The organism is Rhodococcus sp. RCBS9, from assembly GCF_029457415.1.
Classification (GTDB): domain Bacteria; phylum Actinomycetota; class Actinomycetes; order Mycobacteriales; family Mycobacteriaceae; genus Rhodococcus_F; species Rhodococcus_F qingshengii.
Map to the genome: position 1 here is coordinate 1,194,571 of NZ_CP120422.1, position 16,143 is coordinate 1,210,713.

Annotated in this window: 12 protein-coding genes; 6 read left to right on the top strand and 6 right to left on the bottom strand. The window is 62.2% G+C overall.

Features of this window, described 5'->3' with window-relative positions; genetic code table 11:
* The first annotated feature begins 113 nt into the window (after positions 1 to 113).
* Positions 114 to 2,378 carry a 5-methyltetrahydropteroyltriglutamate--homocysteine S-methyltransferase gene (metE, locus tag P0M12_RS05655; RefSeq protein ID WP_158170084.1) on the top strand — a complete coding sequence of 755 codons (2,265 nt, stop codon included), beginning with the start codon at positions 114 to 116 and terminating at the stop codon, positions 2,376 to 2,378.
* A 58-nt stretch (positions 2,379 to 2,436) separates the two neighbouring features.
* Here metE and P0M12_RS05660 read toward each other — a convergent pair whose 3' ends face one another.
* Both P0M12_RS05660 and P0M12_RS05665 read right to left on the bottom strand, forming a co-directional pair.
* The gene (locus tag P0M12_RS05660; RefSeq protein ID WP_063315878.1) at positions 2,437 to 4,035 is read right to left on the bottom strand and encodes an ABC transporter substrate-binding protein; all 1,599 of its coding nucleotides are present in this window, start codon (positions 4,033 to 4,035) and stop codon (positions 2,437 to 2,439) included.
* A 174-nt stretch (positions 4,036 to 4,209) separates the two neighbouring features.
* On the bottom strand, positions 4,210 to 4,824 hold the full coding sequence (locus P0M12_RS05665) for a TetR/AcrR family transcriptional regulator (RefSeq protein ID WP_064073954.1): 615 nt from the start codon (positions 4,822 to 4,824) through the stop codon (positions 4,210 to 4,212).
* A gap of 104 nt (positions 4,825 to 4,928) precedes the next feature.
* Between P0M12_RS05665 and P0M12_RS05670 the strand changes: the two genes are divergently transcribed.
* The 5 genes from P0M12_RS05670 to P0M12_RS05690 all read left to right on the top strand — a co-directional run bounded on the left by P0M12_RS05670 (position 4,929) and on the right by P0M12_RS05690 (position 10,909).
* The gene (locus P0M12_RS05670) at positions 4,929 to 5,480 is read left to right on the top strand and encodes a MarR family transcriptional regulator (protein ID WP_064073953.1); all 552 of its coding nucleotides are present in this window, start codon (positions 4,929 to 4,931) and stop codon (positions 5,478 to 5,480) included.
* A gap of 107 nt (positions 5,481 to 5,587) precedes the next feature.
* On the top strand, positions 5,588 to 6,787 hold the full coding sequence (locus P0M12_RS05675; protein ID WP_030535304.1) for a homogentisate 1,2-dioxygenase: 1,200 nt from the start codon (positions 5,588 to 5,590) through the stop codon (positions 6,785 to 6,787).
* Entirely contained in the window at positions 6,784 to 7,653 is an 870-nt protein-coding gene (locus P0M12_RS05680; RefSeq protein ID WP_210377633.1) for a hypothetical protein, read from the top strand. Before P0M12_RS05675 ends, P0M12_RS05680 begins: the two co-directional genes overlap by 4 nt.
* On the top strand, positions 7,650 to 8,840 hold the full coding sequence (gene fahA / locus P0M12_RS05685; protein ID WP_003940530.1) for a fumarylacetoacetase: 1,191 nt from the start codon (positions 7,650 to 7,652) through the stop codon (positions 8,838 to 8,840). Before P0M12_RS05680 ends, fahA begins: the two co-directional genes overlap by 4 nt.
* 176 nt (positions 8,841 to 9,016) lie before the next feature.
* Entirely contained in the window at positions 9,017 to 10,909 is a 1,893-nt protein-coding gene (locus tag P0M12_RS05690) for an FAD/NAD(P)-binding protein (protein WP_256670049.1), read from the top strand.
* A 52-nt stretch (positions 10,910 to 10,961) separates the two neighbouring features.
* On the opposite strand, the gene P0M12_RS05695 is transcribed toward P0M12_RS05690, so the two are convergent.
* From P0M12_RS05695 to P0M12_RS05710, 4 genes are all read right to left on the bottom strand, one after another.
* On the bottom strand, positions 10,962 to 13,385 hold the full coding sequence (locus P0M12_RS05695; RefSeq protein ID WP_058037788.1) for an ATP-dependent Clp protease ATP-binding subunit: 2,424 nt from the start codon (positions 13,383 to 13,385) through the stop codon (positions 10,962 to 10,964).
* Between the two features lie 114 nt (positions 13,386 to 13,499).
* A complete protein-coding gene (locus P0M12_RS05700) occupies positions 13,500 to 14,015 on the bottom strand; it encodes a hypothetical protein (RefSeq protein WP_073512782.1) in 516 nt (171 codons plus the stop codon).
* A 12-nt stretch (positions 14,016 to 14,027) separates the two neighbouring features.
* Positions 14,028 to 15,227, bottom strand: coding sequence for an MFS transporter (locus tag P0M12_RS05705; protein ID WP_277377510.1), 1,200 nt, complete (start codon positions 15,225 to 15,227; stop codon positions 14,028 to 14,030).
* Positions 15,224 to 16,126: an NAD(P)-dependent oxidoreductase gene (locus tag P0M12_RS05710; protein ID WP_003939725.1), complete on the bottom strand. Its 903-nt coding sequence runs from the start codon at positions 16,124 to 16,126 to the stop codon at positions 15,224 to 15,226. The genes P0M12_RS05705 and P0M12_RS05710 overlap by 4 nt, the downstream gene beginning before the upstream one ends.
* Between the last annotated feature and the right edge of the window lie 17 nt (positions 16,127 to 16,143).

A 16,143-nucleotide genomic window follows, 5' to 3' on the forward strand; every position in this document is an offset into this window, starting at 1 on the left:
ATCGGACCTCGCGTGCGGTGCGGGCAGTGCTGCCCGCTGAAACTCGGGGTCTCGTGAGGTATACCCGTCTGCCGGCAGTGGCCATCAGTGCATTGGCAATCTGGAGAAACTCCGTGACAACAACATTCACTTCGACCGTGCTGGGCTCACCGCGCATCGGTCCTCATCGAGAACTCAAGCGGGCAACCGAAAGCTACTGGGCAGGGCGCATCGACGCCGACGCCCTGCAGGCTGTCGCCCGTGACCTCCGTCGGCAGGGCTTGGCCGACCTCCGTGACCTGGGCCTCGACTCCGTCCCGGTCAATACCTTCTCCTTCTACGACCAGATGCTCGACACCGCAGTTCTTCTCGGCGCGCTGCCCGACCGCGTCGCGTCGGTCGCCGATCCGTTGGACCGCTACTTTGCCGCTGCCCGTGGGACGGACACCATCGCGCCGCTCGAAATGACGAAGTGGTTCGACACCAACTACCACTACCTGGTGCCGGAGATCTCGCCGTCCACCACGTTCGCACTCGACCCGTCCAAGGTCTTGTCCGAACTGGCAGAAGCACTTTCCGACGGCATTGCAGCCCGCCCGGTCGTCATCGGACCGGTCACCTTCCTGCTGCTCTCGAAGGCTGTCGGCACTGACGAGCCGCTGCTCTCGCGACTCGAAGAACTACTCCCCCTCTACGCGGATCTACTCGGTCGGCTCGCGAAGGCCGGTGCGAGCTGGGTTCAGCTCGACGAACCGGCCCTCGTGGGCGATCGCACCGACGAGGAAATCGAAGCGGCACGCGCTGCGTACGAACAGCTTTCAGCGCTGTCCGAGCGGCCGTCGATCCTGTTGGCGTCGTACTTCGGTTCGCTGCGTGAGGCGCTGCCCGCGCTTGCGTCCACCGGCGTCGAAGGATTTGCCGTCGACCTGGTGGCCGGTCAGGATTCGATCGGCTCCGTCCCCGAACTCGCCCGCAAACTGGTCGTCGCCGGCGTGGTCGACGGACGAAACATCTGGCGGTCGGATCTGGATTCGGCACTGAGCACGTTGGGTGCTCTGTTGGGCAGCGTGGATACTCTTGCCGTCTCCACATCGTGCTCCCTGCTGCATGTTCCGTACACTCTCGACGCAGAGGCCGATGTCGACAAGGCCCTGCGCTCGTGGCTCGCGTTCGGCACCGAGAAGGTCAAGGAAGTAGTAACTCTCGCAACCGCTCTCACACAGGGCCGAGAGTCGGTGGATGACGAGTTCGCTCTGGCACGAGCGGCCGCGTCGACCCGCAAGGACGATCGCAGACTCAATGATGCGAGTGTTCGAGGCCGTCTGGACGCGGTGCTGAACTCGGCGACCGGTCGCGCGCCCGCCGCCGAACGTCGCGCTGCCCAGGACGAACTGCTTTCTCTGCCGCCGCTGCCCACGACGACCATCGGTTCGTACCCGCAAACCTCGAAGATCCGCATCGCTCGCGCAGCACTGCGCAAGGGCGAGATCGACGAAGCCGAGTACGTCAACCGTATGCGCGCCGAAATTGCCGAAGTTGTTGCGCTCCAGGAAAAGCTGGACCTGGACGTTCTTGTTCACGGTGAGCCGGAACGCAACGACATGGTCCAGTACTTCGCGGAGCAGTTGGACGGATTCTTCGCCACCGCCAACGGTTGGGTCCAGTCGTACGGCACCCGCTGCGTGCGTCCGCCGATTCTGTACGGCGACGTCTCCCGCCCGAAACAGATGACCGTCGACTGGATCACGTACGCGCAGTCCCTGACCGACAAGCCGGTCAAGGGCATGCTCACCGGACCCGTCACCATTCTGGCCTGGTCGTTCGTCCGCGACGACCAACCCCTCGCCGACTCGGCAAATCAAGTCGCACTGGCCATTCGAGACGAGACCGTCGACCTGCAGGCCGCCGGAATCGGAATCATCCAGGTTGACGAACCGGCTCTACGAGAACTACTCCCACTGCGCGCCGAGGATCGGCGTGCCTACCTGGACTGGTCGGTCGGCGCCTTCCGGTTGGCTACCTCGGGCGTCGCGGATTCCACCGCGATCCACACGCACCTGTGCTACTCCGAGTTCGGAGCGGTGATCGGCGCCATCGCCGGCCTCGACGCGGACGTCACGTCCATCGAGGCGGCGCGCTCACACATGGAGGTCCTCGACGATCTCAGTTCGGTCGGGTTCGATCTCGGCGTCGGCCCGGGTGTCTACGACATCCACTCGCCGCGGGTGCCGAGCGTCGACGAGATTGCCGAATCCCTGCGTGAGGCACTCAAAGCTGTTCCTGTCGAGCGGTTGTGGGTCAACCCGGACTGCGGTTTGAAGACCCGCGGTTCCGTCGAGGTCGAGGCGTCACTGCGTAACCTCGTCGAAGCCGCGAAGTTGGTACGAGCGGAGCTATAGGGGCAAAGCCCCGGTGCGCCTTTTTGGTAGTGGGCACTACCAAAAAGGCGCACGGGGGTCAGCTCAACCACGTGTTGCCGAAGAGCAGAATCCCGTCCGCACTCGGGGTCACTCCGTGGACGTTCTCGCGCCACGGGATGAAGACCTTGCCGGAGTTGACCACGGCCATCGGCGCCGTCTCGTTGACCACGGTCTGAATATCGTCGATGACGGCTCGCCGCTCATCCTCGCCCGACGCTGTTTGCAGCTTGCCGAGCAACTCGTCCATCCGAGCGTTCTTGTAACCGAGGATGTTCGACGGCGATTCGCTGAACAGGTTGCCGTACATACGCACGAACGGTGACTCTTCCAGCACGTTAAACGCGAAGTAGGACACGTCGTAGTCATGCTTTGCGTACAGCATGGAAATCAGATCGTTGATGCTGGTTGCGTAGGTGATGTCGACCGTGAAACCCACTGCCTGCAAGAGCGACTGAAACGTCAGTGCGCTGCGCTGCGTCGCCGGATCGTTCATCCCGACGTACGTCAGTTTTCCGTCGTAACCGTCCGCCTTCGCCTCGGCGAGATACTTCTTGGCCGCCTCGGGGTCGAAGCCGTTCCCGGCCACCGATCCGTGCCACTGCGACCACGACGCGAACATGTCGGTGCCGGGTTCGCCGAAGCCGCCCTGAACTCGCTCGTTGAACGTATTCGGGTCCACCGCAGCGACAATCGCCTTACGCACGCGCTCGTCCTTCGCTGCCCGATCGTCGCGCTGATTGATTGCCAGAACTCCGGCCATGCTGGCCGAGTACACAAATCCGGGATCACCGGCTTCGAAAGCCTCGTGAATGAAGTCGGGAGACTTCAGATAGGCAACCTGGATTCCGTCGGTGTGCAATCCTTCCAGTTTGCTCTTCTCGTTGACGATTGCCGGAAAGCGCAACTTCTCGAGGTACGGCGCCCCGTCCCAGTACGTCGGACGGGCAGCGAGCACCAATTCGTCCTGGGAGGCGAACTTCTCGACGGTGAACGGGCCTGCCCCGATCGGGGTGAACGTGCCGGTAGCCATCGACGAGGGCGCGACGATCATGCCGGGACCGGTGGTGAACATGATCGGGAACTCGTCCCACGGCTGCGCCAATGTAAAGACGACCGTACTCGGATCCGGTGAATTCGTCTCGCGCACAGCGGTCTTCCACACCAGCGCGTGAGTTCCCTTCTTCTGCAGATAGTGATCGATGCTCCACAGGACTGCCGCACTGTCCATCGGAGTGCCGTCGCTGAAGGTGACGCCGTCGCGCAATTTCAGTGTCCACACCGTGTTGTCGCCGTTGGCCGACAACGACTGAGCCAAGTGGGGAACATACTCGCCCGCCGACGTATCGAAGCGCATGAGAAGGTCGTAGATGGCTGCCATTTCGCTACCACCGGTAGCGCCGCCGTCCTGACGGTCAGCCGGATCGAGACTGCTGATCCCGTTGTAGGTGGCAAACGACACGGTGCCACCCGATCGCGGCTCTCCCCCGTTGTTCTGGTCACCGACAACTCCGACCGTCACGTCCGATGCATCCGTGGTCGTACCTTGGCTGCTACCGGCGCACCCCGTCACCACCAGCGTCGCCGACGCCAGGACAACCATCCAGATTCGAGCGCGGACTCGGTACGAGCGCTTCATTGCGACTCACTTTCACAGTTCACGGATACGTCGATCCCTGGATCGGACACCCCGACATATTTGTAAGTGAATTCTAGGTAAGGTCTCGTCCTGCGTCTTCGTTTTCACAAAGCCGAAGCGATAATTCGCGTTCATGACAGCAGAAACAAGAACTGAATTCTAGGTTGCAACCGTTCAGCGAATTACCAGTCCGATGACGTCTTCGACGTTCCGCTGGGCCTCTGCGAATCCGATCCGGCCACTGGTCCACAGCGCAAGGGCCGTCAGCATCGTGCCGCCTATTGCCACGGCCGCAACCCTCGCCGTCTCGGCCGGGACGCCGTCCATCAACTCGAACAGCATTCTCCGATGTGCCGCTGCGCGCAGATCCAACGACTCGATCACGAACTGATCCGAGGACGAATGGAGTTCGATCTCCAACCGAGCGAAGTGGGGCCTACGCTCGAATGCCTTCATCTCGCGGCGATGAAGTGCCAGAACCCGCTCGTACGCGTTGTTCTCACCACCGTCTGCCCGCAACTTCTCAGGACGACGGACCGATTCGAGACCGCTCCACGCCGTCATCGCCGCAGCCAGAAGTTGCTGTTTGGTCGGAAAGTAGCGATACAGCGTTCCGAGTGCGACGCCTGAACGCTCCGAGACGTCTTTCATCTGGATTCGATCCGACGGCATCTCGGCCAGCATCTCGACCACCGCCGTGGTCAGTCGTCCTCTCCGCTCGAGTTGCCCCACCGACATGAGGTCGACGTCCAAGGGAAACTCGTCGCTGCGCGCAGTCACGCGCGTCACGATAGTTCAGAATCCTGACCGCAGTGCCGGGTTGCGAAGTTTCATCGTAACCCCGAGATCTAATACACGGATTAATCAACTGCAGATCGCGCTAGGGTTAGTCCATGACTGACCGGACAACCGATGACCAGCCAACCGTCGGCGCGCTGAACTTCTGGTCGTTCATCGAACTGGCCAACAAGCGACTGGCCACCGAACACGGCTTTCGCGACCAGCTGGCCACCGAGGTACTACTGACACTCAATCGGGCTTCCAACGTGGTCACCTACGATCTCGAGTCGTCGATCCACCGCCCTCGCGGCTGGTCATGGTCCTCCTTCAGGCTGTTGTTCGTCACCTGGCTGGCCGGTCCGATCGAGCCGAAGGCTGCCGCCGAGCTCACCGGCATGAGTAGGGCAGCGGTCTCCAATCTGTCCAAGTCGCTGCTGGCAGACGGATTGATCGATCGTCGGCCCACCGAGAACGACGGCCGTTCCGTCCAGCTGTACCTGACCGACAAGGGCCGAGAAGCCATGGTCGAAGCCTTTCGCGAGCAGAACGAACGCGAACACGCCTGGGTAAGCGTCCTGAGCGAGGCCGAACAGCGAATTCTTGTCATGCTCCTGGACAAACTGATCACCAACCGCAGCCAGTTCGACGTACGCGGACGTAACTGACATAGACCCGAACCCCCTTGGAGGGTTGCGCTCATCACATCATTTTAGTTAATGTGTTTACTATCTGGTGGGTGAGCCAGGCAGAACAGCACAGAAGGAGCCCCGTCATGGCGTTCTATCGACAACTCGGCAACATCCCACCGAAGCGTCACACCCAACACCGTGACGAGTCCGGCAACCTCTACTACGAAGAACTGATGGGAGAGGAAGGTTTCTCCTCGGATTCTTCGTTGCTGTACCACCGCGAGATCCCGTCGGCCATCGTCGACGCAACGGTCTGGGAACTGCGCGATCAGAGCACAACCCCCAACCATCCCCTCAAACCGCGCCATCTGAAACTCCACACGCTGTTTCCCGAAAGCACCTGGAACGAGACCGACGTGGTAACCGGCCGTCGTCTCATCCTCGGAAATGCCGACGTGCGATTGTCCTACGTCGTTGCGGCAGCGCCATCTCCCCTGTATCGCAACGCAATCGGCGACGAGATGGTCTACATCGAATCTGGCGAGGCGACCGTCGAGACCGTCTTCGGCGCACTCGAGGCCAGTGAAGGTGACTACGTCCTGATCCCGATGTCCACAACGCATCGATGGATCCCCAAGGGTGACAAGCCACTTCGTGCCTACGCCATCGAGGCGAACAGTCACATCGTCCCACCCAAGCGCTATCTGTCCCGCTTCGGCCAGCTGCTCGAGAACGCACCGTTCTGTGAACGAGACCTGCACGGACCGATCGCGCCCATGATCGCCGAAGGAACCGACGTCGAGGTACTGGTCAAGCACCGAACGTCGGCGGGCATCGTCGGCACCCGAATGGTTTATCCCACGCACCCTTTCGATGTCGTCGGCTGGGACGGCTGCCTGTACCCGTACACCTTCAACATCTCCGACTACGAGCCGATCACGGGCCGTGTTCACCAACCGCCGCCGGCGCACCAGGCGTTCGAGGGGAACAACTTCGTGATCTGCAACTTCGTTCCGCGCAAGGTCGACTACCACCCCCTGTCGATCCCGGTGCCGTACTACCACTCGAACGTCGACTCGGACGAGATCATGTTCTACTGCGGCGGTGACTACGAGGCGCGCAAGGGTTCCGGCATCGGTCAGGGGTCGATATCGATTCATCCCGGCGGCCACGCCCACGGACCACAACCCGGCGCCTACGAGCGGAGCATCGGCGCCGAGTTCTTCGACGAGCTCGCCGTGATGGTCGATACGTTCCGGCCCCTCGAATTGGGTGAGGGAGCCCTTGCCTGCGAGGACGAAGCGTACGCCTGGAGCTGGGCAGGGCGGGGGCCTAGGCAATGACGATCATCTCCCCACTCCTGCGCGGCCTGTGCGACGACGCAGCACTCTTCCCACCCGGCAATGCTCCTCTCGCCGAGGCAGTTCCGGCCCACGCCGCCTACCTGCAGGCGGATTACGACGCACTGGTCGGGCCTTTCGTTTTTCCCGCGCCGCGACTGAGCGAACTGGCTGCGTACGTTTCAGCGGACAGCCCGGTGACGCTGAGCCTGACCGTGCCGGCCGGCCCATCCGATACGGCGGCCGCACTCTCGAACGCGCTCGCCATCCCTGGTGTTCACGTCGCCGCCGTCGAGGTGGGAATTCCTGACGGGTTGGACGCCGATGCGGCCTTCGAGGAAATCGCTCGTGTCCATGCCGCTCATCCCGACGTCGACATTTTTGTCGAGGTGCCTCGAGGTGATCGGCGCGCGGGCTATCTGGCAGCTCTCGAAACTGCCGGGCATTCCGCAAAGTTTCGCACCGGCGGGATTGTCGCCGAGGCGTACCCGAACGAGGAAGAGCTCGCCGATGCGGTGATATCCGTTGTCCGAGCGAATATCCCGTTCAAGGCGACTGCGGGACTGCACCACGGCGTGCGCAACACCGATCCGGAAACAGGCTTCGAGCAACACGGCTTCCTCAACATCATGGTGGCCGTCGACGCGGCGAGGCGGGGCGCCGATCGTTCGGAAATTGTTGCTGCACTGTCTCAGCGCGATGGAAAATCGATCGCGCAAGCCCTGTCCGACCTCACCGAGGACGAGGCCGGCGAGGTGCGTCGCCGATTCCTCTCGTTCGGTACCTGCAGCATCTCGGACCCTCTGACCGAGCTGGAAGGCCTCGGGTTGATCGTCCGCTCCGACAAAACCGAAGGAACTCTCGTATGACTGTCACGACCATCGACATTCCCGCCGACTCACTGTTCGGTCTCGACAATCTGCCGTACGGGGTCTTCTCCCCCGCGGGAGGGTTACCGCGTGTCGGTGTGCGCGTCGCCGAATCGGTGGTCGATCTCGCAGCGACACTGGGTGATTCCGTCTTCTCCGAACCGACTCTGAACGCGTTCATGGCTCAGGGACGAGATCAGTGGGTATCGGTGCGAAACCGGATCACGGAGCTCGTGACTAGCGAAATAGACTCGAATGCAGTGTTTTCCGTTGATTCGGTGACAATGCATTTGCCGATCGCAGTGGCCGACTACGTGGATTTCTACGCGTCGGAGAATCACGCAACCAACCTCGGACGCCTGTTCCGCCCCGACGCCGCCCCCTTGATGCCGAACTGGAAGCACCTTCCCGTCGGATACCACGGACGCTCGAGCACCATCGTCGTCTCCGGCACCGACATCGTTCGTCCCTGCGGACAGCGGAAGGCACCCGATCAGGAAAGCCCGGACTTCGGACCGTCCCGGCGCCTCGACATCGAAGCCGAGATGGGGTTCATCGTCGGAACTCCCTCGAAGATGGGCGATTCCATCACCCCGGACGAATTTGCCGAGTACGTCTTCGGCGCCGTGGTCGTGAACGACTGGTCTGCCCGAGACATCCAGGCGTGGGAGTACGTGCCCCTCGGTCCGAACCTGGGGAAGAGTTTCGCGACCTCCATCTCACCGTGGGTCGTACCCTTGCTCGCTCTCGAAGCAGCCCGAATCGACACTCCGGTGCAGGATCCCGAACCGCTTTCCTATCTGCGTGGTGAAGAGAAGTGGGGGCTGGACATCGACCTGGCCGTCGAATGGAACGGTCACGTCGTCTCCCGGCCGCCCTACGCCCAGATGTACTGGTCGCCTGCGCAGATGCTCGCGCACACCACCATCAACGGCGCAGCAGCAAGCACCGGCGATCTCTTCGCGTCCGGAACCATTTCCGGACCGGACAAAGATCAGCGCGGCGCCTTCATCGAGCTGACGTGGGGCGGCAAGGAACCCGTAGCTGTGGGCTCCGAGACCCGTACCTTTCTCGAAGACGGCGACACCATCGCCATCTCAGCCACCGCTCCCGGCGTCGGCGGATCACGAATCGGCTTCGGGGATGTTCACGCTCGGATCCTGCCTGCAACGCAAACCGAAAGATAGTGATTGACAACATTTTGATTCACGCTGATCTGATGTCCGGAATTCCTTGCCTCACAATTCTCCGAAGATAAGCTGGACTAACCATCCAGAGCGATCGAGAGTCCTGGCTCCGTGACGTCGCAGCAACCCCCTCTGCTGAGGTGCGGGTGCTTTCTGCCAGGTCCGATGGAGGACTCGTGCCAGGCGATCGACCCCGTACCTCAGTGGGGACAGCAGCTGTCATCGTGATCGTGGGTGGTGGACCCCGCGGGACCGGCGTACTCGAGCGGATCCTCGCTCACGAATCGGTGAACGCCGATCCCACACCGATCGACATTCACGTTGTCGACCCGTATCCGGCAGGCGCCGGCCGTATTTGGCGAGGCAGCCAGGCGCCGCTTCTGTGGATGAATTCGACAACCGCGGACGTCACGATGTTCACCGACGAGACCACCGCCGTGATCGGCCCGGTGCTGCCGGGTCCGACCCTCGCGGAATGGGTCGCCGAGCGCTCGGCTGAGCTTGCCGAATTCCCAGAAATCGCAGCAGAAGTTCCGACGATCACCCCGTCGTCGTTTGCATCGAGGTCACTGCAGAGCCGATACCTGAACTGGGTGTTCGAGACTGCAGTCGACTCCGCGCCAGCGCACGTCGACGTTCGAGTTCATCGACGATCCGTGGTCGACATCGTGAACGTCGGCGAGACACAGACGGTTCATCTGGACGACGGAGCTGTCATCGACGCGACGACCGTCCTTCTCGCACAAGGGCACCCCGATGCGTTGCCTGCCCCACGTGAAACCGCGCTGACCAGCTTCGCGTCCGATCACGGGTTGACGTATGTGGGTCCGGGCTACACTGCCGACCTCGACGCCGATGTCATTCCCGAAGGCGAACCGGTTCTGATCGCCGGACTCGGGCTGGCTTTCATCGACTGGATGGTTCTCCTCGCCGAGAGCCGTGGCGGCAACTTCGAACGCGGTGAAGACGGCGTCCTCACTTACGCTCCCTCGGGTCGGGAACCCCTGTTGTATGCCGGATCTCGTCGCGGAGTGCCGTATCACTCCAAGATTTCGTACTCGATCGCTGACGCACGGCCACCGCTACCGCGGTTCTTCACCGCTGATCTCGTTCCCGGTGACGGACCGTTGGATTTCCGAAACGACATCTGGCCCTTGGCGTCGAAAGAACTGGCAGGCGCCCACTATCACGAGCTGTTCGCATCTCACCCGGATCGGACAGTGGGCACCTGGGAGGAGTTCGACGCCGAATTCGCCTCGCTGGCCTGGGGATCGCCTCGATTGCATGAACTGGTCGAGAACGCAGTCCCGAAGCCGGAAGACCGTATCGATCTCGAGCGGCTGAACCGCCCACTCGGCGGTGAGCGCTACGACGGGCTTGCCGAGGTCCAGTCCCGGATCACCGAATACATCTCGGCAGATGTCGCGCGGAGGTCGGACCCGTATTTCAGCGCCGACGCGGCTGTCTTCTCAGCGCTGCTGTCGACGTACATGACCGTCGGAGAATTGTTGCGGCGCGGCAGAATCCCGGCCGAATCCGTCGCCAAGGACGTCGAGGGTTGGCTTCATTCGTTCTTCAGCTTCATCGCCAGTGGTCCGCCGCCCGAGCGTTTGGAACAGTTGGTCGCCCTCAACGAGGCGGGCATCGTCCAGTTCCTCGGGCCGGATTCGGTGTTCTCCACCGAGATCGACCCGGCAACGGGGGCTGGGATCTTTGTCGCGCGCAGTGCGTCGCACACCGACATCGTGGCCGCGAACACCCTCGTCGAAGCACGCTTGCCGGTTGCTTCCATCAGCGCGAGCGGTGACTTGCTCCTGCGGACGCTTCACGGTCGGGGCGAGGCAGTCGAACTTCGTGCGACCGTGGACAGTTCGGCGAAGCTCGCCGTCGACGGTACTTCACGAATTCTCGACCGGAACAACACAGCTCATCCTCGCCGCTTCGCGGCCGGGCCGTGGGTTGCAGGCCACAACTGGTCGGCGGCTTTCCCTCGTCCCCGTACCAATGCGGGGTTTTTCCGGCACAACGACGCCCTGGCGGCGGAGATTTTGGGCGCTGCGCGCCTGTGAGCGGTTAGGGAGTCCAGAGACTCCCTAACCGCTCACGGGGGCTGTGCCCCTCCTAGCTGAACACCAACTCACCCTCGTCAACCGCGACGGTGATACTGCCGCCCTCTTCGAGGAGATCGTCGAGCAGCATGTCGGCGATCTTGTCGTCGACCACACGCTGAATCGAACGACGCAACGGGCGAGCCCCGAACTCGGGTTGATGCCCGTGCTCGGCAATCCAGTCCACTGCGTCGGCAGTGAACTCGATCTCGATGCCCTTGGACTGCAGCCGCTTCCGGCTGTCGTCGAGCAGCAGATCAGTAATCCGGTGCAGTTGCTCGGTGTCGAGCTTGCGGAAGATCACGATCTCGTCGATACGGTTGAGGAACTCCGGCCGCATCGATTCGCGCAACCTGGCCATTACGCGGTCGCGCAGTGGCTTCTCCGCCGACTCTGCATCGCCTGTGGTGAAGCCGAGTCCACCGGACTTGCTCGAGATGATGTCCGAGCCGAGGTTGCTGGTCATGATCACGACGGTGTTCTTGAAGTCCACCGTCCGACCCTGACCGTCGGTCAGACGCCCGTCGTCGAGCACCTGGAGCAAGGTGTTGAACACGTCCGGGTGTGCCTTCTCGATCTCGTCGAGCAGGATCACCGAGTACGGGTTACGACGCACCTGTTCCGTGAGCTGTCCGGCCTCGCCGTAGCCGACGTATCCGGGAGGAGCACCGACCAATCGGCTGACCGTGTGCCTCTCACCGAACTCACTCATGTCGAAGCGCAGCATCTTGTTCTCGTCTCCGAAGAGTGTGGCAGCCAGAGCTTTTGCGAGCTCCGTCTTGCCGACGCCAGTGGGTCCGAGGAACAGGAAGCTACCGACGGGACGATCCGGATCGCTCATACCGGTCCGGCTACGACGCACGGCACGCGCGATTGCGCGAACGGCGTCATCTTGCCCGATGACACGACCGTGCAGTTCCTCTTCCAGACGGCGCAGGCGATCTTTCTCTGCCTGAGTCATCTGGCTTGCCGGAATACCCGTTGCGCGAGCGACAACTTCGGCGATTTGTTCAGCGGTCACGTCCGGCGTTTCCTCGGAAGGAACCGAGGATCCTGCCTTCTCGAGACGCTTTGCGACGCCGTTGATCTCGTCACGCAGGGTCGACGCCTTCTCGTACAACTCGTCGGCGACGGCTTTTTCCTTGTCGCTCTCGAGCTGCTCGAGACGCTGCTGCAGCGCAGCGGTGTCTACCGTGGCCGTCTTCAAGCGAAGCCTGGCGCCGGCCTGGTCGATCAGGTCGATTGCCTTGTCCGGCAAGAACCTGTCGCCGATGTAACGTGCCGACAGCTCTACCGCAGCGGTGATCGCCTCGTCGGTGTAATGGACCTTGTGGTGATCCTCGTACCGACTGCGCAGGCCGCTCAAGATGGCGATCGCGTCCTCGATCGACGGCTCTCCGACCTGTACGGGCTGGAAGCGCCGCTCGAGCGCGGGATCCTTCTCGATGTTCTTACGGTATTCGTCGAGCGTGGTGGCGCCGACGATGTGCAGTTCACCGCGAGCGAGCTTGGGCTTGAGGATGTTTCCGGCGTCCATCGCACCGTCTGCGCCGCCTCCGGCACCAGCGATGGTGTGCATCTCGTCGATGAAGACGATCAGCTCGTCCTTGTGTGCGGTGATCTCGTCGATCACCTTGGTCAGCCGTTCCTCGAAGTCACCGCGGTAACGGGTACCCGAGACCATGCTCGAGAGTTCGAGCTGGACGATCTTCTTGCCCACCAACGATTCCGGGACATCCCCGTCGACGATGCGCTGGGCCAGTCCTTCGACGATGGCAGTCTTGCCGACGCCGGCCTCACCCACCAGGACCGGGTTGTTCTTGGTGCGGCGGGAGAGGATCTCGATGGTCTGTTCGATCTCGTCGGCGCGGCCGATCACCGGATCGACGCCGCCGTTGCGGGCGCGATCGGTGAGATCGATGCCGTACTTGTCGAGCGTCGGTGTGGTGGACTCGTCTTCGACTGGACCGGCTGCGGGATTCTGAACCGCTGCCTGCAGCTTCTCCGGCGTGATGCCGGCCGAAGCGAGCAGACGACCCGGAACATGATCGGGGTCACCGGCCAGGGCGATGAAGAGATGTTCGGGGTCGATGTACGTCGATCCCAGGGCTCGGGCCAGTTGATGAGCCTCGAGTAGAGCGGTTTTCACGGCACTGCTGAGCGCAGGAGCAGAGTAGCCCCCCTGCTCACGGCCTTGTGGCAGCCGCAGGTCGACGGCGTCGACCACGGATTTCGGGTCGGCTCCGGCGCGCTGCATGAGCGTGCGGACCGGATCCTGCTCCGCCATGACGCGGAGAACGTGCAGTGCATCGAGATCCGAATCACCGCGAGCAGCCGCTACACGTGCAGCGTCAGCCATGAGTTGCTGGGTGGCCCTGCTCATGAGCCGGGAAATATCGATGCGACCGGGACCCTCGGGCCCGAAGAATGCTGGCATTCCGAAGCCTCCTTGCAGAAAGTTGAGCGTTACTGACTCAATTAACGTGCATGGGGCTCGATCAATTCCCGCGGGCTCAGATTTGTTTCAACACCATCCAGTCGCCGATCGTTCTCAACTACCGAAAGATCCGGTAGACCGACCGACCGGGTACGCCTCGACGCGCATGATCACCGATCCCGCGCAGGGACCACTCGCGATGTCGGTACGCCACGAACCTTTCAGACTGCCATCGGGCTGAGGTGTGTAATACGCCTCGGAGTGCGCCGGTGCCCACACCTTGGGCACGCCTTCCCCCTGGTAGCAATCCCACTCCCAGTCATAGGGGTGCACCCAACTGGTTCCGTCCCAGGTGTATCGAGCAGGCTGCGGCAACGTCGGATTGGCGGGAGCCGGACCGCCGACCACTGTGGCGATACAGACTCCGCTCGAGCAATCCGTCTCGAACGTGTATGTATCGGAGAAATCCGGCTCCCACTGGCTGGCGGCCAGACTTGTGCCCGTCTTGGTCGCGGCGAAACGCTTGAGCGAGTAATCACCGGACCAATTCGCATCCGCAGCCCCCGCGGGCATCGCTCCGGCGACAAACCACGTAGCAACGAGAGCAACCACCAACAATGACTTCCGCATGCGTGAAGTGAATCACAAGCCATGTCCGAATTGTCGGATACTGACCACAAGAACACCGACGACGATCAGCACCAGCGAAACCAACGGCAACGCTCCCGCACCCCAGTCCGCCAAGATCAGCCCGCCTACGACGCCGCCCGCTGCGATCGCCGAATTGAAGATCGTCACGAAAACCGATTGCGCAGTGTCCACAGCGTCGCCCGTCGTATCCGCGAGCGCCGTCTGAAGGAGAGTGGGAGCGCCTCCGAATGCCACACCCCACGCCGCAACGCTGAGTGCGATCACAGCGAAGCTGTCACCGCCGACGCCCAACGCCGTCAAAGCTGCGGCAAAGACCACCAAGCTCAGCACGGTGAGACTTCGAAGGGCCCGGTCGACAAACACCCCGACCACACCGATGCCCACGAAGGCGAAAAGTCCGAACACGAACAAGACGATTCCCAACCGATCGCCGAAACCGATGCGATCCAGAAACGCCGCCAGATACGTGTACACGATGTTGTGCGCGAGGATCCACAAGAACGCGACAAACAGAATCGGTCGTACGCCAGGCAGGACCAGGACTTTCCGCACCGGCAGCTGCCGATCCGCTTGTTGCCCGGGAAAGTCCGGCATCACCGTGAGTATCCACGCGACCAGAAGTAGCGCAGCAACCGACATCACGGCGAAGACGACGCGCCAATCGGCCAGGGTCCCGAGCCACGCCCCCATCGGAACGCCGATTGCCAACGCGATCGGCTGTCCGACGGAGGCAACCGCAACGGCCCGCCCCTGCAGGTGAGGGGGCGACATCCTGCGTGCGTACCCGGCAAGCAACCCCCACACCACACCTGCCGCCATACCGGCCAGAAACCGAACACCCAAGGTGAGAACAAGATTCGACGAAAGCGCTGTCACCAGATTGAAGACACCGAACCCCAGAATCGCCGACACCACGACAGCACGCCGTCGCAATCCTCGGGTCAATGCGATCAGTGGTACCGCCCCGACGACGGAACCCAATGCGTATGCGGTGACCAATTGCCCTGCGCCGGAGACTGATACGGACAACCCTGACCCGATCTGCACCAGTAGTCCGGCCGGCATGGTTTCGGTTGTGATCGCTATGAAGCCTGCCATTGCGAGTGCCGACAACCCGGCCAGCGGTAGTGTCCGGACGGAATCGGTCTCCGTCAGTGCCGAAGTCGCCGTCCCGTCCGAGTTCGAGCTCACCTCGTCGGTGTTTCGGGACTGCCTTCACCCGACTGGCCGGAACGGACCAGTTCTGCAATAGACGCCCAGTCCATCTCGCCCTGACCGTTCGCCAGAGCCTGAGCGAGCACGCCTCGAAGTACGCCACCGAACGGCAAATCCAGATCGACGCTGTCGGCGGCGTCGAGCGCAAGCCTCAAATCCTTGAGGCCCAGAGCTGTGGTGAATCCTGCAGGCTCGTACTGACGCGTCGCGACGAGGTTTCCGTAGCTGGAGTAGACCGGCCCCGGGAAGATCGTCGAGGTCAGCAGTTCTACGAGTTGGCTTCCGTCCACACCTGACCTCTCCCCCAATGTGATTGCCTCGCCCAAGGATTGAATCGCGGCGAGGATGAGGTAATTGCCGATGATCTTGACGATGTTGGCCTGCTCCGGACGCTCACCTTGTGGCCACGTGCGAGCACCGATGACGTCGAGGAAGGGTTGCACTCGCTCGAGGAGGGAACTGTCGCCGGCGGCGATGATGTTCAACTGGCCAGCCTGAGCAACAGAAACGCGTCCGAACACCGGCGCCGCGATGTACCCGATGCCGTACTCGGCGTGCAGTGCGGCGGCGCGCTTGGCAAGGTCGACGCTGACGGTGGCCATGTTGACGTGCACGGTTCCACTCGGAACGGATGCGAGGACGGCGGGATCCAGAATGGCCGAAGACACGGCCGAATCATCTGCCAACATCGACAGCACAACACCGGACTGGAATGCCTCGGCAACGGTTTTCGCGCCGATCGCCCCTTCCTCGACCAGTTCGGCTACCGCTTCAGGGCTGCGATTCCACACCGTCACGTCGAAGCCTGCGCCCAGTAGATTTCGAGCGATGGGACGACCCATCGCGCCCAAGCCGACTACGGAAACAGAAGTCATGGATTTCCCTCTCGAAA

Bases quoted from the DNA above. Each gene is read 5' to 3' on its own strand.
- P0M12_RS05675 (WP_030535304.1), top strand. From the start codon at position 5,588: ATGGCGTTCTATCGACAACTCGGCAACATCCCACCGAAGCGTCACACC.
- P0M12_RS05695 (WP_058037788.1), bottom strand. From the start codon at position 13,385: ATGCCAGCATTCTTCGGGCCCGAGGGTCCCGGTCGCATCGATATTTCC.
- fahA (WP_003940530.1), top strand. From the start codon at position 7,650: ATGACTGTCACGACCATCGACATTCCCGCCGACTCACTGTTCGGTCTC.
- P0M12_RS05670 (WP_064073953.1), top strand. From the start codon at position 4,929: ATGACTGACCGGACAACCGATGACCAGCCAACCGTCGGCGCGCTGAAC.
- P0M12_RS05660 (WP_063315878.1), bottom strand. From the start codon at position 4,035: ATGAAGCGCTCGTACCGAGTCCGCGCTCGAATCTGGATGGTTGTCCTG.
- P0M12_RS05710 (WP_003939725.1), bottom strand. From the start codon at position 16,126: ATGACTTCTGTTTCCGTAGTCGGCTTGGGCGCGATGGGTCGTCCCATC.
- P0M12_RS05680 (WP_210377633.1), top strand. From the start codon at position 6,784: ATGACGATCATCTCCCCACTCCTGCGCGGCCTGTGCGACGACGCAGCA.
- P0M12_RS05700 (WP_073512782.1), bottom strand. From the start codon at position 14,015: ATGCGGAAGTCATTGTTGGTGGTTGCTCTCGTTGCTACGTGGTTTGTC.